This window comes from Mycolicibacter acidiphilus (genome assembly GCF_018455725.1).
Taxonomy (GTDB): domain Bacteria; phylum Actinomycetota; class Actinomycetes; order Mycobacteriales; family Mycobacteriaceae; genus Mycobacterium; species Mycobacterium acidiphilum.
The window spans coordinates 107,995-127,054 of record NZ_JAHCLR010000012.1 but is presented as its reverse complement, the minus strand read 5'-3'; the positions used below and the strand labels follow the sequence as shown (position 1 = coordinate 127,054).

16 protein-coding genes, 1 other RNA gene and 1 pseudogene are annotated in these 19,060 nt (G+C 68.7%); 8 read left to right on the top strand and 10 right to left on the bottom strand.

The window, feature by feature from the left end; translation table 11 throughout:
* Positions 1-59: 59 nt before the first annotated feature.
* Positions 60-629, bottom strand: a complete 570-nt coding sequence (locus KIH27_RS08420) for a TetR/AcrR family transcriptional regulator (protein ID WP_214092480.1) — start codon at positions 627-629, stop codon at positions 60-62.
* A 94-nt stretch (positions 630-723) separates the two neighbouring features.
* On the opposite strand from KIH27_RS08420, the gene KIH27_RS08415 reads away from it, so the two are divergent.
* Genes KIH27_RS08415 through KIH27_RS08400 form a run of 4 tightly spaced genes read left to right on the top strand, consistent with a single transcriptional unit; the run spans position 724 to position 4,890 of the window.
* Entirely contained in the window at positions 724-1,200 is a 477-nt protein-coding gene (locus tag KIH27_RS08415) for a hypothetical protein (RefSeq protein WP_214092479.1), read from the top strand.
* On the top strand, positions 1,197-1,637 hold the full coding sequence (locus tag KIH27_RS08410; RefSeq protein ID WP_214092478.1) for an MmpS family transport accessory protein: 441 nt from the start codon (positions 1,197-1,199) through the stop codon (positions 1,635-1,637). Before KIH27_RS08415 ends, KIH27_RS08410 begins: the two co-directional genes overlap by 4 nt.
* The gene (locus KIH27_RS08405) at positions 1,634-4,504 is read left to right on the top strand and encodes an MMPL/RND family transporter (RefSeq protein ID WP_214092477.1); all 2,871 of its coding nucleotides are present in this window, start codon (positions 1,634-1,636) and stop codon (positions 4,502-4,504) included. The genes KIH27_RS08410 and KIH27_RS08405 overlap by 4 nt, the downstream gene beginning before the upstream one ends.
* Positions 4,477-4,890, top strand: a complete 414-nt coding sequence (locus KIH27_RS08400; RefSeq protein ID WP_214092476.1) for a DoxX family protein — start codon at positions 4,477-4,479, stop codon at positions 4,888-4,890. The genes KIH27_RS08405 and KIH27_RS08400 overlap by 28 nt, the downstream gene beginning before the upstream one ends.
* Positions 4,891-4,892: 2 nt before the next feature.
* Here the strand turns inward: KIH27_RS08400 and KIH27_RS08395 are convergent, their stop codons facing one another.
* Genes KIH27_RS08395 through KIH27_RS08380 form a run of 4 tightly spaced genes read right to left on the bottom strand, consistent with a single transcriptional unit; the run spans position 4,893 to position 11,474 of the window.
* Positions 4,893-5,549: a PaaI family thioesterase gene (locus KIH27_RS08395; protein WP_214092475.1), complete on the bottom strand. Its 657-nt coding sequence runs from the start codon at positions 5,547-5,549 to the stop codon at positions 4,893-4,895.
* An 18-nt stretch (positions 5,550-5,567) separates the two neighbouring features.
* A complete protein-coding gene (locus tag KIH27_RS08390) occupies positions 5,568-8,561 on the bottom strand; it encodes a bifunctional [glutamine synthetase] adenylyltransferase/[glutamine synthetase]-adenylyl-L-tyrosine phosphorylase (RefSeq protein ID WP_214092491.1) in 2,994 nt (997 codons plus the stop codon).
* A gap of 10 nt (positions 8,562-8,571) precedes the next feature.
* The gene (glnA, locus tag KIH27_RS08385) at positions 8,572-9,912 is read right to left on the bottom strand and encodes a type I glutamate--ammonia ligase (RefSeq protein WP_214092474.1); all 1,341 of its coding nucleotides are present in this window, start codon (positions 9,910-9,912) and stop codon (positions 8,572-8,574) included.
* Positions 9,913-9,932: 20 nt separating this feature from the next.
* The gene (locus tag KIH27_RS08380) at positions 9,933-11,474 is read right to left on the bottom strand and encodes an alpha/beta hydrolase (RefSeq protein WP_214092473.1); all 1,542 of its coding nucleotides are present in this window, start codon (positions 11,472-11,474) and stop codon (positions 9,933-9,935) included.
* Positions 11,475-11,680: 206 nt separating this feature from the next.
* On the opposite strand from KIH27_RS08380, the gene panB reads away from it, so the two are divergent.
* The gene (panB, locus tag KIH27_RS08375; protein WP_214092472.1) at positions 11,681-12,532 is read left to right on the top strand and encodes a 3-methyl-2-oxobutanoate hydroxymethyltransferase; all 852 of its coding nucleotides are present in this window, start codon (positions 11,681-11,683) and stop codon (positions 12,530-12,532) included.
* A 24-nt stretch (positions 12,533-12,556) separates the two neighbouring features.
* On the opposite strand, the gene KIH27_RS08370 is transcribed toward panB, so the two are convergent.
* Positions 12,557-13,279, bottom strand: coding sequence for a peroxiredoxin (locus KIH27_RS08370; RefSeq protein ID WP_214092471.1), 723 nt, complete (start codon positions 13,277-13,279; stop codon positions 12,557-12,559).
* A 133-nt stretch (positions 13,280-13,412) separates the two neighbouring features.
* Here KIH27_RS08370 and KIH27_RS08365 point away from each other — a divergent pair.
* Positions 13,413-14,069 (top strand): annotated as a pseudogene (locus KIH27_RS08365) (CHAD domain-containing protein); the annotation flags it as partial.
* Between the two features lie 218 nt (positions 14,070-14,287).
* Here KIH27_RS08365 and rnpB read toward each other — a convergent pair.
* Positions 14,288-14,668, bottom strand: an RNA gene (gene rnpB, locus KIH27_RS08360) — RNase P RNA component class A.
* Between the two features lie 61 nt (positions 14,669-14,729).
* On the opposite strand from rnpB, the gene KIH27_RS08355 reads away from it, so the two are divergent.
* Positions 14,730-15,230 (top strand): TM2 domain-containing protein, encoded by a 501-nt coding sequence (locus tag KIH27_RS08355; RefSeq protein WP_307856816.1) that lies wholly within the window; start codon positions 14,730-14,732, stop codon positions 15,228-15,230.
* A 43-nt stretch (positions 15,231-15,273) separates the two neighbouring features.
* Positions 15,274-15,987: a 2OG-Fe(II) oxygenase gene (locus KIH27_RS08350; RefSeq protein WP_214092470.1), complete on the top strand. Its 714-nt coding sequence runs from the start codon at positions 15,274-15,276 to the stop codon at positions 15,985-15,987.
* A gap of 70 nt (positions 15,988-16,057) precedes the next feature.
* Here the strand turns inward: KIH27_RS08350 and KIH27_RS08345 are convergent, their stop codons facing one another.
* Genes KIH27_RS08345 through KIH27_RS08335 form a run of 3 tightly spaced genes read right to left on the bottom strand, consistent with a single transcriptional unit; the run spans position 16,058 to position 19,024 of the window.
* Entirely contained in the window at positions 16,058-17,158 is a 1,101-nt protein-coding gene (locus KIH27_RS08345) for a bifunctional RNase H/acid phosphatase (protein ID WP_214092469.1), read from the bottom strand.
* Complete coding sequence (locus tag KIH27_RS08340; RefSeq protein ID WP_214092468.1) at positions 17,155-17,889, bottom strand: zinc ribbon domain-containing protein; 735 nt, start codon at positions 17,887-17,889, stop codon at positions 17,155-17,157. The genes KIH27_RS08345 and KIH27_RS08340 overlap by 4 nt, the downstream gene beginning before the upstream one ends.
* Positions 17,879-19,024 (bottom strand): Nif3-like dinuclear metal center hexameric protein, encoded by a 1,146-nt coding sequence (locus tag KIH27_RS08335; RefSeq protein ID WP_214092467.1) that lies wholly within the window; start codon positions 19,022-19,024, stop codon positions 17,879-17,881. Before KIH27_RS08335 ends, KIH27_RS08340 begins: the two co-directional genes overlap by 11 nt.
* Between the last annotated feature and the right edge of the window lie 36 nt (positions 19,025-19,060).

The following is a 19,060-nucleotide window of genomic DNA, read 5'->3' as shown; positions in this document are numbered from 1 at the left end:
CGATCAACCTGCGCCCGCACCCCTACGAATTCGCGCTGTACTACGACTGCTGAACCCGCTCAGCCCGGAGTCACCCCCCGCTCGAAGATCCGGATGATCGACGGGACGATGCTGTGCCGCGGCAGCGTCCCGCGCGCGGCCTCCCGGCAGGCCTTGATCAGGATCCCGAACAGCGCGGTGCGGATCCAGTCCGCGCTGAGTTCGGGATCGAACGCGCCCTCCCGCTGGCCGCGGACGATCAACTCGGTGACCGGGCCGTAGTCCGGCTGCTGGTCGGCCGGAACGTCGCGGAACACCGACGGGTCGGAGAACAGGAAGACCACCCGGTCACCCTCGGGTGCGATCGTGGTGACCAGCCGGCGCATCGCGTCGATCGCCGGCCCGTCATCGGTGGCCGCGGTGGCAATGCAGTCCTTGATGATGCGGATCGAGTCCACCATGGTCTCGTAGATCAGCCGATCCCGGTCGGCGAAGTAGCGGTGCACGGTGGACCGCGCGACGTCGGCCGCCGCAGCGATCTCCGGCAGCGTCGCGGTCCGATCGCGCGCGAGCACCGTCACCGCAGCGTCGAGAATCGCCGTGCGCGTCCGCAACTGGGGTCCACTGAGTTCCTGTGCAGCAGGATCCATGGCGACGATCATAACTACACGACCGGCCGATGATGAGATTTTGACGTCTCATTATGATCCGTTTACGATTTGTCGTCGGATCGGGAGGGGCGCGATGAACTGGAACATGTTCGGCACGAACTGGCACCTGTTCGGCGACCTGGCGGCGGTGGCCTTCGTGGCACTGCTGGCATCCGGCACCGGGGTCTACTTCCACGTCCGCGAACTGCGCAAGCGCACACCACTGCCGGTCAGCGAAGGCGTCGGGGCCAGGCACAAGGTCCTGACCAAGGTGCGCAACCGCACTCCGCTGACACCCGAGGAGCTGGAGTTCGTCACCCGGGTGGTCGCCGAACACCGGAAACCGCTGGCGTTCTCCATTCCGCTCGCGATCTTCTCGCTCGGCATCTTCTATGTGCTCGGCAGCCTGGAGCAGCTGCACGGCGCCACCCCTTCGCAGCGCACGTTCATCGGCGTGATCCCGATGTTCAGTTCGCTGAACATCACCGGGCAGCTCATCCGGGTGGCCAAGCTGAAGAAACGACTGCCCCTCGCCGCGGACACGGTGCCCACGAGAGCCGTCGCCGAGTGAGCCGGCCGTCACCCACGTCCTTCCTCGCGAAGGCCTGGCTTCCGCTGGTGGCCGTCGTCGCCCTCACCGTGGGTGCGCTCTGCGTGTGGAACGTCCACCAGATGTCGGCTCCCGGACCGGTGCTGGCCGTCAATCCTCCGCAGGCGCCACCGGAGTTCACCCCGAAGCTGCTCACCTATCAGGTGGACGGCGACGTCGGAGCCGGCGGCCTGCTGTCCTACGTCGACATCGACGGACACCCGCACACCGTCGAGTTGGCCGCCCTGCCCTGGACGCATGACGAGACGACGATGCTCGCGGTCGTCTCCGGCAGCATCTCGGTCCAGGTGCGCGGCGAACACGCCGCCTGCCGGATCCTGGTCGACGGCGTGATCCGCGACGAACGGTCGAGCACGCACCCGAACGCCGACGTCACGTGCCGGGTGAAGTCCGCATGAGCGCGCAGCAGAACAAGCGACCGCTGGTCGCCCGGGTGGTCCGCGCCCTCGCGGTGCCGATCCTGCTGTTCTGGGCGGTGCTGGCGGCGACGACGAACACGTTCGTGCCGCAGGTCGAGCGGGTCGCCGAAGAACTGGCCGGGCCGATGGTCCCCACCTACGCACCGTCGCAGGCCGCGATGCTGGCGATCGGCGAGAAGTTCGAGGAGTCCACCTCGACCAGCATGACGATGCTGGTGCTGGAAGCCGACCGCCCGCTGGGCGCGCAGGACCACGCCTACTACGACAAGCTCGTCCGTGACCTGCGGGCCGACACCGACCACGTCCAGTACGTCATGGACACCTGGGGCAAACCGATCACCGCGGCCGGGGCGCAGAGCCTCGACGGGCGCGCCGCCTACGTGCTGCTGCGGCTCGCCGGTGACATCGGGCAGATGCAGGCCAACGAATCGGTCGCCGCCGTGCGGCACCTGGTCGACGCGTCCGACCCGCCGCCGGGCCTGACGGTCTACGTCAGCGGGGCAGCCCCGCTGGCCGCCGACACCGTGGCGATCGCCAATTCGAGTCTGAACAACATCACGATCGCCACGATCTTCCTGATCATCTTCATGCTGCTGCTGGTGTACCGGTCGGTCGTGACGATGCTGGTGCCGTTGTTCGGGGTGCTGATCCTGATGCTGGCCGCCAAGGGCGTGATCGCCACCCTGGGGCACTTCGGGGTCATCTCACTGTCGTCGTTCGCGGTGAACATGGTGGTGTCGCTGACGCTGGGCGCGGGCACCGACTACGGCATCTTCCTGATCGGCCGCTACCACGAGGCCCGGTTGAACGGCGAGAGCCGCGAAGACGCCTACTACACCGCCTATCGGGGTGTCTCGCATGTGATCGTCGGGTCCGGCCTGACGATCGCCGGGGCGGCGTTCTGTTTGAGCTTCGCCCGGTTGAACTACTTCAACACGATGGGGCCGGCGGTGGCCATCAGCATGGTGCTGACGGTGGCGGGCGCGCTGACTATCGGACCCGCCGTGTTGAGCGTGGGCAGCCTGTTCGGGCTCTTCGATCCCCGCCAGCAGGTCAAGGCCCGGCTGTACCGGCGCATCGCCACCTCGGTGGTGCGCTGGCCCAAACCGGTGCTGACCGCCAGTTGCGCCGTCGTCCTGATCGGCGCGGTGTTCATGCCGACCTACCGGGTCAACTTCGACGACCGCAGCTACCAGCCCGCCGACGCCCCCGCCAAAGCCGGGTTCGCGGCAGCGGACCGGCACTTCCCGCCGAGCAAGCTGTTCTCCGAGATGCTGATGGTGGAGTCCGACCACGACATGCGCAACTCGGCCGACTTCATCTCGCTGGACCGGGTGGCCAAGGCGCTGATCCGGCTGCCGGGTGTCGCGATGGTGCAGGGCATCACCCGGCCGATGGGCCGTGCCCTCGAACACGCCTCGCTGCCCTACCTGTTCACCACCCAGGGCAGCGGCAACGGCCTGCAGCTGCCGTTCAGCCTGGAGCAGAACGCCAACACCGAGAAGCAGGCGCAGATCATGGCGCACACCGTCGACGTGTTGCGGACGACGATCGCGCTGACCCAGAAGCTCTCCGACGAAATGCATTCCACGGTGCTGACGATGGAGGACATGCAGTCCGTCACCGACCAGATGAACGAGGAGATCTCCAACCTCGACGACTTCCTGATGCCGCTGCGCAGCTATTTCTACTGGGAGCCGCACTGTTTCGACATCCCGATCTGCTGGGCGTTCCGGTCGACGTGGGACATGATGGACAACGTCGACAAACTGGCGGAGAGCATCAAGAACGCGGTGGGCTCGCTGGAGGTGGTCGATCAGCTGCTGCCGCAAATGGTCTCGGAGTTGAACCTGATGGTCGACGATCAGGTCGCGCTGCGTGCGCTGATCGTCAACACGTACGGTCCCGCCGACATCCAGGCCGAGAACACCGATCAGACCTTCGACGACATGATCAACGTCGGCAATGACTTCGACGCGTCGGGCAGCGACGACTTCTTCTACATCCCGCACGAGGCGTTCGACAACGAGGACATCAAGACCGGCATGGCCCTGATGATGTCCCCGGACGGCAAGGCGGCCCGGTTCATCGTGACCCACGAGGGAAACGCCATGGGGCCGGAGGGAATCGAGCACGTCGAGCGATTCCCCGACGCGATCAAGATCGCTTTGAAGGAGACCTCGCTGGCCGGCGCGAAGATCTACATCGGCGGCTCGGGATCGAACAACCGCGACATCGCGCAGTACGCCAAGTCCGATCTGCTGATCGCCGCCATCGCCGCCTTCACACTGATCTTCCTGATCATGCTGATCATCACGCGAAGTCTGGTGGCCGCCTTGGTGATTCCGGGCACCGTGGCCTTCTCCTACGCCGGCGCGTTCGGGTTGTCGGTGCTGATCTGGCAGCACCTGATCGGCCTGCCGCTGCACTGGATGATCCTGCCGCTGACGTTCATCATCCTGGTGGCGGTCGGTTCGGACTACAACCTGCTGCTGATCGCGCGGCTCAAAGAGGAACTCCGGGCCGGGTTGAACACCGGGCTGATCCGCGCCCTGGGCAGCACCGGCGGGGTGGTGACGTCGGCGGGACTGGTGTTCGCGTTCACCATGCTGGCGATGCTCGCCAGCGACCTGCGCACCATCGGCCAGGTCGGGTCCACGGTCTGCATCGGTCTGCTGCTGGACACCCTGGTGGTGCGGTCGTTCATCGTGCCGTCACTGGTCCGGCTCTACGGGCCGTGGTTCTGGTGGCCGACGATCGTGCGGCAGCGTCCGCTCCGGAGCAGACGAGGTGCGGCGCCGGAATCTACAGTGGTTGCGTGTTCGCCGGACTTGATCAAACTCTGACCCGCTGGACCCCCGCGGCGCTCAGCGTGTTCCGGGTGGTCTGCGCGTTCCTGTACACGGTGGCCGGCACCTCGAAACTGTTCGACTGGCCGGTGGCCGCATTCGCCGCCCCCGGTGTCGGCAGCTGGCCGATCTGGTGGGCCGGGGTGATCGAATTCGGCGCCGGCACACTGATTCTGCTCGGGCTGTGCACCAGGCCGGCGGCGTTCCTGGCCGCCGGCGAGATGGCCGTCGCCTACTTCACCCAGCATCAGCCGCTGGCACTGTGGCCGATCGACCCGGCACAGGACTACGGCGAGATCGCGATCCTGTACTGCTTCGCGTTCCTGCTGCTGGTGTTCACCGGCGGTGGAAAATACACGCTAGACGCGCTGATCCGGCGCTAGATTCAGCGCTCGCCGGCCGGTGCCGGATCCCGCGCCCAGGCCGGAAGGATGAACACCCCCTCGGCCTCCACCGTGACCCCCTGAGCGTCGCAGAGGTGGCCTCGCGCAATGGTTTTGACGCCCTCCCGGTGGTGCGTCCAGGCCTCACCGCGCAGCGCGCCCAGCGGGGTGCCGCGCAGGTATTTCACCGTGATCGTGCCGGTGTACAGCGGCCGGGTCATGCCGTCGCTGGCCGCTTCGCCGAGCAGGTGGTCCAGCACCAGCGCGCTCACGCCGCCGTGCACCAGGCCGGGCGGGCCCTCGTAGGGCGCACCGAGGTGGAAGTCGGTCCGGTACCGGCCGTCGTCGTCGCGGCGGATCGCCAGTGGCGGTGCGATCGGGTTGCGCAGGCCCACCACCGTGTTGCCCCACGGTGTGGGCGGTTCACCGGTGACGTAGCGCATCCCCGGTGCGTCGCTGAGGCCGCCGGCGCGCAGCGCCTCGGTCACCGCCCGCACCTGTGCGCACGCGTCGTCGACGACGGCGCCGTCGGCTTCGGTGCGCAGGCTGGCGTCGATCAGGTCGCGGACCGCAGCGGCCAGCGGCGCATACCGGGCCGTCAGCCGGTCCCGGTCCTCGGCACTGATCGTCGGCACCTTCGAACCCGATCCGAATTGCACCACCGCGTCGTCTCCCTACTAGTCCCCGAAAACCTTACGCACCACGGCTTTCGCCCGCCTGGTCACCCGCAGGTAGTTGTCCAGGAACTCACCGCCGTCACCGCCCGGCCAACCGGCGGCGACCGCGACGGCGTTGAGCGCCCGCCCCGGCCCGGGCAGCTGGTCGGTCGGTTTGCCCCGCACCAGCACCAGCGCGTTGCGGGCGCGGGTCGCGGCCAGCCAGGCCTGCCGCAACCGGTCGACGTCACCCTCGTCGAGCAGTCCGGCCGCGACGATCGCGTCCATCGCCAGCAGTGTCGAGGTGGTGTGCAACGCCGGAACCCGGTCGGCGTGCCGCAGTTGCAGCAGCTGCACCGTCCACTCGACGTCGGCCAGTCCGCCGCGACCCAGCTTGGTGTGGGTGTTGGGGTCGGCACCGCGTGGCAGCCGTTCGGCGTCCACCCGGGCCTTGACCCGGCGGATCTCGCGCACCGCGTCGGCCGACACCCCGCCGGCCGGGTACCGGACCTTGTCGACCATCGCCAGGAACCGGGCGCCGAGTTGGGCGTCCCCGGCCACCCAGTGTGCCCGCAGCAGCGCCTGGACCTCCCAGGGCTGCGCCCAGTGCGCGTAGTAGGCCTCGTACGACGCCAGCGTGCGCACCAGCGGACCGTTGCGCCCCTCGGGCCGCAGGTTGGTGTCGACGTGCAGCGGCGGATCGGCACTGACCGTGCCGAGCAGGGCGCGGACCTGCTCGGCGATCATCGTCGACCAGCGCACCGCGTCGGTGTAGGTGACGCCCTTATTGGCCTCGCAGACGAACATGACGTCGGCGTCGGAGCCGTATCCCAGTTCGCCGCCGCCGAGCCGGCCCATCCCGATCACCGCGATCCGCGCCGGCGCCCGGGCGGTCGGGTCCGCGGGCAGGTTCACCCGGATGATCGCGTCCAGGGCTGCCTGCAGCACCGCCACCCACACCGCGGTCAGCGCCCGGCAGACATCGGTGACGTCGAGCATGCCCAGCAGGTCGGCCGACGCGATCCGGGCCAGTTCGTACCGGCGCAGGCTGCGGGCGGTGGCGATCGCCCGGGCCGGGTCCGCGTAGCGCGCGGTGGAGGCGATCAGCGCCCCGGCCACCGCATCCGGGTTCGTGTCGAGCAGTTTCGGCCCGGCCTGACCGTCGCCGTAGGACTGGATCACGTCCGGTGCGCGCATCAGCAGCTCGGGGATGTAGGCCGAGGTGCCGAGCACCCGCATCAGCCGCTTGGCGACGGCGCTCTCGTCGCGCAGCATCGCCAGGTACCAGCGCTGCCCGGCCATCGCCTCGCTGAGCCGCCGGTAGGCCAGCACACCCGCGTCGGGGTTGGGGGTGTCCGACAGCCAGTACAGCAGTTTGGGCAGCAGCACCGACTGCACCCGGCCGCGCCGCCCGCTCTGATTCGTCAGCGCCGCCAGGTGGGTCAGGGCGCTCTGCGGGGCCTCGTAGCCCAGCGCCGCCAACTGTCGCTCGGCCGCGCCGGGGGTCAGTCCGCCGGCCAGCTCCAGGCCGGCGGGCCCGATCGACTCCAGCAGCGGCTGGTAGAAGAGCTTGGCGTGCAGCCGCGACACCCGGACGTTCTGCCGCTTGAGTTCCGCCCGCAACACCCCGACCGCATCGCGGTGACCGTCGGGGCGGACGTGGGCGGCCCGCGCCAGCCAGCGCAGCGCCTCGTCGTCGTCGAACGGCGGCAACGTGTGGGTGCGCTTGAGCCGCTGCAGTTGCAGCCGGTGTTCCAGCAGCCGCAGGAATTCGTAGGAGGCGGTCAGGTTCGCGGCGTCGTCCCGGCCGATGTAGCCGCCGGCGCCCAGCGCCGCCAGCGCGTCGACGGTGGATGCCACGTGCAGTGAATCGTCACCGCGGCCGTGCACCAGCTGCAGCAGCTGCACGGCGAACTCCACATCGCGCAGCCCGCCGGAGCCCAGTTTGAGTTCCCGGTCCCGGATCTCGGCCGGCACCAACTGCTCCACCCGGCGGCGCATCGCCCGTACGTCTTCGACGAAATGCTCTCGCCCACAGGCAGTCCAGACCATCGGCAGAAGTTCGTCGAGGTAGCCGCGGCCCAGCTCGGCGTCGCCCGCGGCGAACCGGGCCTTCAGCAGCGCCTGGAACTCCCAGGTCTTCGCCCACCGCCGGTAGTAGGTGACATGGGATTCCAGGGTGCGGACCAGGGGTCCCATCCGGCCCTCCGGACGCAGCCCGGCATCGACTTCGAAGAACGCCTCGGCCGCGACCCGCATCAGCTCACCGGCTACCCGGGTGCTCAGCGTTCCAGCGTCCTCACCGACGAAGATGACGTCGACATCGCTGACGTAATTCAGTTCGCGCGCACCGCATTTTCCCATCGCGATGACCGCCAGCCGTGGCGGATCCTCCGCATCGCAGACCGTCGCCTGGGCCACCAGCAGTGCCGCGTTCAGCGCGGCGTCGGCCAGGTCGGACAGGTGAATGCCGACCGCGGCGAACGGCAGCACCGGCTCGTCCTCGACGATCGGCGCCAGGTCCACCGCGGCCAGGATCAGCAGCCGATCCCGGTACAGCGTCCGCAACCGATCCACGTAGCCGCCGTCGGTGTTGGCCGAAACGCAGTCCGCGAACATCTTTCGCAGCTGTCCGGCGGACGGCAGGGCGATGGTGCCGCCCGGGCTCGCCAGCAGTCGCCAGGATTGCGGGTGCGCGACGAGATGGTCGCCGAGCGCCAGCGACGAGCCGAGCACCGCGAACATCCGCGCCCGCAAGCCGCGGTCGGCCAGCAGCACCCGACTCAGGTCGTCCCAGTCGGGTCCGAGCGCCTCGGACATCCGGACCAGGGTGCGCAGCGCGGCGTCGGCGTTCGGGGCGCGCGACAGCGCCCACAGCACATCGACGTGGTCCTGGCGGTACTCGGTGTACCAGCCCAATTGGGTCAGGTCGGCCGACGCTCTCGGATGAACCAGGCCGAGTCGCCCGACACTGGGCAGTTTCTGGCGCTGCGCCGCGGGGTACGCCATGCTCAGCCCTCAGCGCTTACAGCGACAGATACTTCTGCAGTTCGTACGGGGTGACGTGGCTGCGGTAGTTCGCCCACTCCTGGCGCTTGTTGCGCAGGAAGAAGTCGAAGACCTGCTCCCCCAACGCTTCTGCGACCAGTTCGGACTTCTCCATCTCGCTCAGCGCGCGCTCCAGGGTGCCCGGCAATTCCTTGTAACCCATCGCGCGGCGTTCCTCCGGCGTCAGGTCCCAGACGTTGTCCTCGGCCTCCGGCGCCAGCTGGTAGCCCTTCTCCACCCCGCGCAGGCCGGCGGCCAGGATCACCGCGAACGTCAGGTACGGGTTGCAGGCCGAGTCGGGGCTGCGGATCTCCACCCGCCGCGACGACGTCTTGTGCGGGCTGTACATCGGCACCCGCACCAGGGCGGACCGGTTGGAGGCGCCCCACGCCACCGCGGTCGGCGCCTCGCCGCCGTGGATCAGCCGCTTGTAGGAGTTCACCCACTGGTTGGTGACGGCGCTGATCTCGCAGGCGTGCTCGAGGATTCCGGCGATGAACGACTTGGCGATCGGGGAGAGCTGCTGCGGGTCGTCGGGGCTGTGGAAGGCGTTGACCTCGCCTTCGAACAGGCTCATGTGGGTGTGCATCGCCGAGCCCGGGTGCTCGGTGAACGGCTTGGGCATGAACGACGCCCGCACCCCCTCATCGAGGGCGACCTCTTTGATCAGGTACCGGAACGTCATCACGTTGTCGGCCATCGACAGCGCGTCGGCGTAGCGCAGGTCGATCTCCTGCTGGCCGGGCGCGACCTCGTGGTGGCTGAACTCCACCGAGATGCCCATCGATTCCAGCGCCTCGATCGCATGCCGGCGGAAGTTCGCGGCCGAGTCGTGGATCGCCTGGTCGAAGTAGCCGGCGTCGTCGATCGGTATCGGCGAGGAGCCGTCGTAGGAACCGGGCTCCAGCAGGAAGAACTCGATCTCGGGGTGCACGTAGCAGGAGAAACCCAGGTCACCGGCTTTGGCCAGCTGGCGGCGCAGCACGTGCCGGGAGTCCGCCCAGGCCGGCGAGCCGTCCGGCATGGTGATGTCGCAGAACATCCGCGCCGAATGGTGGCCGCCGGTGTTGGAAGTCCACGGCAGGATCTGGAACGTCGACGGATCCGGGCGGGCCACGGTGTCGGATTCGGAGACCCGCGCGAAGCCCTCGATCGCCGACCCGTCGAAGCCGACACCCTCCTCGAAGGCGCCCTCGAGTTCGGCCGGTGCGATCGCCACCGATTTCAGGTAGCCGAGCACATCTGTGAACCAGAGCCGGACGAAGCGGATGTCGCGTTCCTCCAGCGTGCGGAGCACAAACTCCTTCTGACGGTCCATACCGCGAAGCGTAGCAGCGCTCAGCACTTCGCATTGGCCGGCGGCAGGGTGCCGTCGATCAGGTAGCGAGAGGCGAAGCCGTCCACGCATTCATTGCCCTGAAACACCACCGTGTGCTGGGTGCCGTTGAACGTCAGCAGGCCCCCGCGCAGCTGCTTGGCCAGGTCCACACCGGCCTGGTACGGGGTGGCCGGATCCCGGGTGGTGGACACCACCATCGTCGGCGCCAGATCCGGCACATCGATCGCGTGCGGCTCGGTGGTCGCCGGCACCGGCCAGAACGCGCAGGTGCCCAGCGGGGCGTCACCGGTGAACTTGCCGTAGCTCATGAACGGCGCCACCTCGCGGGAGCGTTTGTCCTCATCGATCACCACGGCCCGGTCCTTGATCGGCGGCTGGTCGACGCAGTTGACCGCAACCCGTGCGTCGGTGGCGTTGGTGTAATGCCCCTTGGCGTCGCGGCGCATGTACAGGTCGGCCAGGCTCAGCATGATGTCGCCGCGGCCGGCGACCAGATCGGAGAGCCCGTCGGTGAGATGAGTCCAGAACGTCGGGGAGTACAGCGCCATGATCGTGCCGACGACGGCGTCGCTGTAGCTCAGCCCGCGCGGATCCCTGGTCTTGGCGGGTTTGTCCACCAGCGGATCGACCAGGTGGTGATAGACGTCGACCGCCTTGGCCGGATCCGTGCCGAGCGGGCACCGGCTGTCCTTCGCGCAGTCCGCGGCGTAGTCGTCGAACGCCCCCTGGAACGCCGCGGCCTGCCGCAGGTCCTCCTCCACCGGGTCGGCGTTCGGGTCCACCGCGCCGTCGAGGATCATCGCCCGGACGTTCTGCGGGAACGCCTCGGCGTAGGCGGAACCGATCCGGGTGCCGTAGGAGTAGCCCAGGTAGGTGAGTTTGTCGTCGCCCAGACCCGCCCGGATCGCGTCGAGGTCGCGGGCGACGTTGACGGTGCCGACGTTGGCCAGGAACTGCTTGCCGGTCTTCGCCAAGCAGCGGTCGACGTAGTCCTGGGTCTCCTGCTCGATCTTGGCCACCCCGGCCGGGCTGTAGTCGACCTGGTTCAGCGCACGCAGCCGGTCATTCTCCTCATCGGAGTTGCACCACACCGCCGGTCGCGACGACGCCACCCCGCGCGGGTCGAAGCCGACCAGGTCGAAACGCTCCCGCACACTGCGCGGCAGCGTGGCGATGAGGCCGACGGCGGTTTCGATGCCGGACTCCCCCGGGCCGCCCGGGTTGATCACCAGCGAGCCGATCTTGTTCTTGGTGGCCGGGAACTTGATCAGCGCCAGGCGTGCGACATCACCGCCCTGCAGATTGGAGTAGTCGACCGGCACTGCGAGGAACCCGCACCGGGCGTCGTCGGGAACCTTGATGTTGGTGTCCGCGGTGAACCGGCACTTGTCCCACTGCACGGGCTGTCCGACCCGCGGCATGGCCAGCACCGCGTGCCCCACGGTCATCCGGGTGCAACTGCCGACGGTGAGCATCGTCATCGCCACCGCAAGGCAGACCAGGGTCGTGCGCGCGATCCTGGCGCGGCGGGCGAGGCTCATGACACCACATGCTGCCATGCACAGGCCCCGACGCCCGGATGCCGGTCCGGTCACCGCGTGGCGACCGGCTGAGCTGCGGATGTGAGGAAATCCACTCGCCTTGCGATTCAGCCGGGCCGCCGCAGGTGGCAGACTGGCTGATGTCAGACGACCCGGGGACCCGACCAGGGCCTCGAGGATCTACCCGACGAACTCTAGGGACAACGATGTCTGAGCACGTTTATGGCGCCACGCCCGACCCGAAATCCGCACCCGCCCCTGCGGCACCGCAGACCCGGATCCACCACCTGCAGCAGATGAAGGCCGAGGGCCGCAAGTGGGCGATGCTCACCGCCTACGACTACTCGACCGCCCGGATCTTCGACGACGCCGGGATTCCAGTGCTACTGGTCGGCGATTCCGCCGCCAATGTCGTCTACGGCTACGACAGCACGGTGCCGATCACCATCGACGAGCTGATTCCACTGGTGCGCGGGGTGGTGCGGGGCGCTCCGCACGCACTGGTGGTCGCGGACCTGCCGTTCGGCTCCTATGAGGGTGGGCCGACGGCCGCCCTGGCCACCGCCACCCGGTTCATGAAGGAGGGCGGCGTGCACGCGGTGAAGCTGGAGGGCGGTGAGCGGGTCGCCGATCAGATCGCGCTGCTGTCGGCGTCCGGCATCCCGGTGATGGCCCACATCGGCTTCACCCCGCAGAGCGTCAACACCCTGGGCGGGTTCCGGGTGCAGGGCCGCGGCGACGCCGCCGAGCAGACCGTTCACGATGCGATCGCGGTCGCCGAAGCGGGCGCATTCGCGGTGGTGATGGAGATGGTGCCCGCCGAGTTGGCCACCCAGATCACCGGCAAGCTGACCGTGCCCACCGTCGGGATCGGGGCCGGTCCCAACTGCGACGGCCAGGTGCTGGTCTGGCAGGACATGGCCGGCTACACCAGCGGCAAGACCGCCCGGTTCGTGAAGCGGTTCGGCGACGTCGGCGGTGAATTGCGCCGCGCCGCAACGCAGTACGCCTCGGAGGTAGCGTCGGGGACGTTCCCTGCCGAGGCGCACTGCTTCTGATCGCGTTACCGCGATCGCGCGACCCTAGCTCCGCCGAATCGCCGCTTCGACTTCATCCGCCCGGATTTCCTTGGTGCAGAAGAACCAGTCCTCGCACTGCATCGATTCGGCCGGCTCCGCCATCCGGTCTTTCGCAACCCCGCATGAGCCCGCGGTCGGAACGATCACCGGATCACCCGGGCGCCAGTCCGCGGGTGTCGCGACGTCGAAATGATCGGCCGTCTGCAGTCCCTTGACCACGCGCAACAGTTCGTCGAAATTGCGGCCCAGGCTCAGCGGGTAGTAGATGATCGTGCGGATGACGCCCCTGGGGTCGATCACGAACACGGCTCTGACGGCCTTGGTCGAGTCCTCACCCGGCATGATCATCCCGTACTGGGTGGCGACTCCCATGCCGATGTCCTCGATGAGCGGGAACGTCACCTCGACGTCCGACATCCCGCGGTAGGTGATCTTCTCCTTGATGGTGCGCAACCAGGCGATGTGACTGTAGAGGCCGTCGACCGACAGGCCGACCAGATCGGTGTTGTACCGGGCGAATTGATCCTGCATCGAGGCGAATGTCATGAACTCACTGGTGCACACCGGGGTGAAGTCGGCCGGATGCGAGAACAGGATCACCCAGCGGCCGGCGTAGTCGGCGGGGAAGTTGATCTCACCCTGGGTCGTCACCGCAGTGAAAGCCGGTGCAGGGTCCCCGATCCGAGGCATGTGCGGCACCCCAACGGGCGAATCATCAATAGTCATCGAGCGATTCCTTTCAGGATTCAACGCGGCATCAGCCACTACTATACATACCCTGTGGGGTATCCATCAGATCCTGGCGGGAACCGGGTTGTCAGCTTGAGCACCACTGCCGCCACCGCCGTGTCAACCTGGTGTGGTGACCGATTCCAGTGCGCCAGCCAGTGCACGAACGCACGCGCAGCCCTCCCCTGGCTCGATCCATCGTGCGATCGGCGACCAGGCCGGACAGCTGGCGGCGCGCGCCGATGCGGTGCGGGCCGATGCCGATGACTCGGTGCATCAGATGCGGGTGGCGCTCCGGCGGATCCGCAGCCTGCTACCGACGTCGCCGAATATCGACACCGAGTTGGGCGCGGAACTGCGCTGGCTGGCCGGGGTACTCGGCATCGCCCGGGACGCCGAGGTGCTGGCGCAGCGCTACCGCCACGCACTGGATCAGCTGGCCCCGCAACTGGTGCGCGGCCCGGTCGCCGACCGGCTGGTGACAGGTGCCGAGCAGCGCTATCGGGCCGGTTGGGCGCAGGCCCTGACGGTGCTGGACTCACCGCGCTACCGGAATCTGGTCGAACGCCTGAGCACTCTGGTCGCACAGCAGTCGATCGATGACACCGCCACACCGGCTTCCGAGGGGATCGCCGCGGCCTACCGGCGGATGTGCAAGGCGACGAAGGCCACCACCCGGGCCGACGCCACCGGCGCCGACGAGGCACTGCACCGGGTCCGCAAAGCCGCCAAGCGCCTCCGCTACACCGCCGACGCGGCCGACGCCGCCCCCATCGCCGAGCAGGCGAAACGGATTCAGACACTGCTCGGTGAGCACCAGGACAGTGTGGTCAGCCGGGCGCACCTGCTCGCCGAGGCCGATACCGCCCGCGCCGCCGGCGAGGACACCTTCACCTACGGGCTGCTGTACCAGCGTGAGGACGACCTGGCCGGCCGGTGCCGCGCCCAACTCGACGGCACGCTGGATGACCTGGACGCCGCGGTGCGCGCCGCCGGGTTCCCGGGCGAACGAGTTGGCCTGTAAGCCGGATTCTGTCCCGCGCCCTTGCGAGCACGGCGGCGACCATCCATCTGGGCACACCGTCGCCGGGTACCTCGAGCGGTCTACCCGCAGACTCGGGCGAGCAACCCTCGAACGCCTGCGCGACCGCACGAATGCGGTCTTCTTGACCTTGCTTCGGGTGGGGTTTACCAAGCCGTTTCGGTCACCCGGAACGCTGGTGCGCTCTTACCGCACCGTTTCACCCTTACCACCGCGAGCGGTGGCGGTTTGTTTTCTGTGGCACTGTCCCGCGAGTCACCTCGGATTGCCGTTAGCAATCACCCTGCTCTGTGAAGTCCGGACTTTCCTCGACACGCAAGTGCCGCGGCCGCCCGGCCAACTCGTTCGCGCTGATCACCGTACCTGTTAGCCGCAGCTGTCTGCCAGCGGTGCCATACTGCCAGCGTGACCGAGTATCCAGGCAATATTCCCAGACCGCCGGACGCCTATCCGCAGGGCATGCCCTACCCGGCGTCCGGGCAGTATCAGCCCGGCTTCCCGCCGGGTGCGGGTTACCCGGCAGCGGGGCCCTATCCCCCCGCTGCGAACCATCCGCCCACCTACGGCTACCCGAGTCAACCGTTCTATGGCACACCCGCGGCCGCCGACCCGACAGCCCCCTACGGTCGGGACCCGATGACGGGCCAGCCACTGTCCGACAAATCCAAGGTCGTCGCCGGCCTGCTGCAGTTGTTCCTGGGCGGCTTCGGCGCCGGACGGTTCTATCTGGGGTCGTATCCGATCGCCATCGCCCAGTTGGTGACCTGGTTCGTCGGTTTACTTCTCGCGGTCATCTACATCGGGTTCCTGGTCTGGATGGCCCTCGGTATCTGGGCGCTGGTCGACGCCATCATGATCTTCACCGGCTCGGTGCGTGACCAGCACGGACGACCGCTGCGGTCCTGAGTCTGACACTGTCGCCGATGCCGACCAGGAAAGCGTGCCCGCGATGACGACACGCTGGGCCAAGCGGGTGGATGCCGGTGACTGGACCGCCATCACCGCGCACCTCGACGCCGACGGCGGGGCGGTGCTGCCGCGGTTGCTTACCGACACCGAGATGACCCGGCTGCGCCGGTGCTATCCCGACGACGCGAAGTTCCGCAGCACCGTCGATATGAGCCGGCACCGGTACGGCTCCGGGCAGTACCGGTATTTCGCCGCGCCCAACCCGGAACCGATCGACGCGCTCAAGCAGGCGCTGTACCCGCGACTGCTCCCGATCGCCCGGGACTGGGCGGAAAAGCTGGGCCGCGATGCCCCCTGGCCGGACGATTTCGACGAGTGGCTGGACGCCTGCCATCGCGCCGGCCAGACGAAGTCCACTGCGCTGATGCTGCGCTACGGCCCCGGCGACTGGAACGCCCTGCATCGAGATCTCTACGGCGACTTGGTGTTTCCGCTGCAGGTGGTGATCAACCTCAGCGATCCGCAGACGGACTACACCGGCGGTGAGTTCCTGCTCGTCGAGCAACGGCCCCGGGCGCAGTCCCGCGGCACCGTCACCCAGTTGCCGCAGGGCCACGGTTACGTGTTCACCACCCGGGACCGGCCGGTGCGCTCGGCCCGCGGCTGGTCGACGGCGCCGGTGCGGCACGGGGTTTCGGTCGTGCGGTCCGGTGAGCGCTACACGCTCGGGCTGATCTTCCACGACGCCGCGTGACTATCCACCGACTGTGCAGGTTGTGGTCGACAAATGCGCGCAATGACGTCCATTTCCGACTCACTCGGCGTCAGGATAGGTAGCTGGTCTGGTTGACCAGGCGCACCGACGCCGCGCCGTCGGGATAGAACTCGGCGATGCTCAACGACGCCAGGTCCAGGTGCAGCCGGTAGAGCAGGCCCGGCCCGGCATCCAGTGCCAGTCGCAGCAGGGTTTTGATCGGGGTCACGTGCGACACGATCAGGACGGTGGCCCCGCCGTGCTCGGCGATGATCCGGTTGCGGGCCCGGCGGACCCGGTGCGCCACCGCATCGAAGCTCTCGCCGCCCGGGGGCTCGGTGGCGGTATCGCGCAACCAGCGGGTGTGCAGTTCCGGGTCCCGCTCGGCGGCCTCGGTGAATGTCAGGCCCTCCCACGCCCCGAAGTCGGTCTCGATCAGGTCGTCATCGATCGTGACGGTCAGCCCCAGCGCGTCGGCGGCCGCACTCGCAGTGGCACGGCAGCGCTGCAGTGGCGAGGAAACCACCGCCGTGATGCCGCCGCGTTGCCCCAGATACCGTGCCGCCGAATCGGCTTGGCGCGCACCGAGTTCGGTGAGTTCGGGGTTGCCGCGTCCGGAGTATCGGCGCTGCACCGACAGCTCGGTCTGACCGTGCCGGAGCAGCAGCAGCCGGGTCGGTTTGCCCAGCGCGCCGGTCCAGCCCGGTGCGGTCGCGGCGGTGTCGTCGCGTTTCGGCGCGGGCGGCTTCGGTTCCGGCACGTCCACCCCCGCGGCCGCGTCCATCGCCTCGTTGGCGAGCCGGTCGGCGTGCGAGTTCTTCTCCCGGGGAATCCAGCTGTACCGGATGTGGCCGAATCCGGCGGCCAGCGCGCGGGCCTCGGCGTGCAGTTCGGCCAGCACCGGATGCTTGACCTTCCACCGCCCGGCCATCTGCTCGACCACCAGTTTGGAGTCCATGAACACCGCGACGTCGGTGGCGCCCAGCCCCGCCGCCTCCTGCAGGCCGGCGATCAACCCGCGGTATTCGGCGACGTTGTTGGTGGTGTGTCCGATCGCCGACTTGCTCTCGGCCAGCACCGTCGAACGATCCGCGGACCACACCACCGATCCGTAGCCCGCCGGACCGGGGTTGCCCCGCGAGCCGCCGTCGGCTTCGATCAGAACTTTCACGCGGAGTCCTTGACCCGCAGCAGGATCGCGTTGCACTCCGGGCAGCGCAGCACGTCGTCGGCGGGTGCCGCCGAGATCCGGGCCATCTGCCCCCGGTCGATCTCGATCCGGCAGGCCCCGCACTGGGTCCCGCGAAGCTGCCCCGCCCCGACGCCGCCCTGCGCCCGCTGCCGCTCGTAAAGCGCCAGCAACTCGGCGTCGATGCTCGCCGCGAGTTCGTCGCGGCGCGTCGACCGCTCCCCGCGGGTGTTCTCGATGTCGGCCAGCGCACCGTCACGGGCCTGCCGCGCCGCGCTCAGGTCGTTCTGCAGCCCATCGACGACCGCCGACTCCGCGTCGCAATCGGCCTGCAGCCGTTCGCGCTGTTCCATCAGCTCCAGCTGTGAGTCCTCCAGGCTGGCCTGCCGGCGCTCCAGCGTCTCCAGCTCGTGCTGCAGGTCGGCGACCTGCTTGGAGTTGGTGATGCCGGAATCGAGCAGGCCGCGGTCGCGCTCCTCACGCTGGCGGACCGCGTCGATCTCCGCTTCCAGCCGGGCCACCTGCGCATCCAGGTCCTCCAGGGCGATCTGCAACGCGGCCAGCCGATCTCCGGCGGCGACCTGGTCGACCTCGATGCGTTCGTAGTCCTGCTGCTCGGGAAGGTGCGTCGACCGGTGCGCGAGCCGGGTCAGCTCGGCATCCAGGTCCACCAATTTGAGCAGCGAATGCTGCTGCCACACATCAGCTTTCATCGTCGTTCCCCTTCGCTCCTGCAGCAAGATTCCACGGATCGGTGCGAACCGCGCTGACGTTGACCGGCAGCGCAGCACCGAATGCCGACCGCAGCACATCCGCGGCCTGGGCGCACCACGGGTATTCACTGGCCCAGTGCGCGACGTCCACCAGTGCCATCGGTGAGCGGCGGGCGTGTTCGTCGGCCGGATGGTGGCGCAGGTCGGCGGTGACGTAGGCCTGCACCCCGGCGGCCGCCGCGGTGGCCAGCAGCGAATCTCCGGCACCGCCGCACACCGCCACCCGGGATACCGTCAGGTCCGGGTCCCCGGTGGCACGGATCCCCCAACTGGTGGCCGGCAGGCCGGCGCCGACCCGGGTGACGAAGTCGCGCAACGGTTCCGGCTTGCCCAGCATGCCGATCCGGCCGAGTCCGACGCCGGCCGGCAGCGGCTGCAGGGCGAAGACGTCGAACGCCGGTTCCTCGTAGGGGTGCGCAGATCGCAGCGCCGCCAGCACCGGTCCGCGTAATCGGGCCGGGGCCACCACCTCGACCCGGTCCTCGTCGACCTGCTCGACGGCACCGACCCGGCCGATCGTCGGGGACGCCCCGTCACCGGGCAGGAACTGCCCGACACCGGTTGCGCTCCAACTGCACTGCGTGTAGTCGCCGATCACCCCGGCGCCGGCGGCGAACACCGCGGCCCGCACCGCCTCGGCACTACCACCGGGCACATAGATCACCCACTTGTCCGTGTCCGGTGCGCCGCTCGCCGGGTCCAGGACCGCCTCGACGGTCAGCCCGATCGCCTCAGCCAGCGCATCGGAGACACCCGGATCGGCGGAGTCGGCGTTGGTGTGCGCGGTGAACAGCGACCGGCCGGTGCGGATCAGCCGGTGGATCAGTGCGCCCTTGGCGGTGTTCGCGGCCACCGTGTCCACCCCGCGCAGCAGCAGCGGGTGGTGCGCCAGCAGCAGACCGTTATCGGGCACGTGATCGACCACCGCGGCGGTGGCGTCGACGGCGACCGTCACCGACTCCAGCACGTCGTCGGGGTCGCCGCAGACCAGCCCGACCGAGTCCCACGATTGCGCCAGCCCCGGCGGGTAGGCCGCGTCCAGCACGTCGATGACATCCGCGAGCCGTGCGCTCACCCGTGCCCCACCTCTCGCTCGCTTCGTCCGACGCCG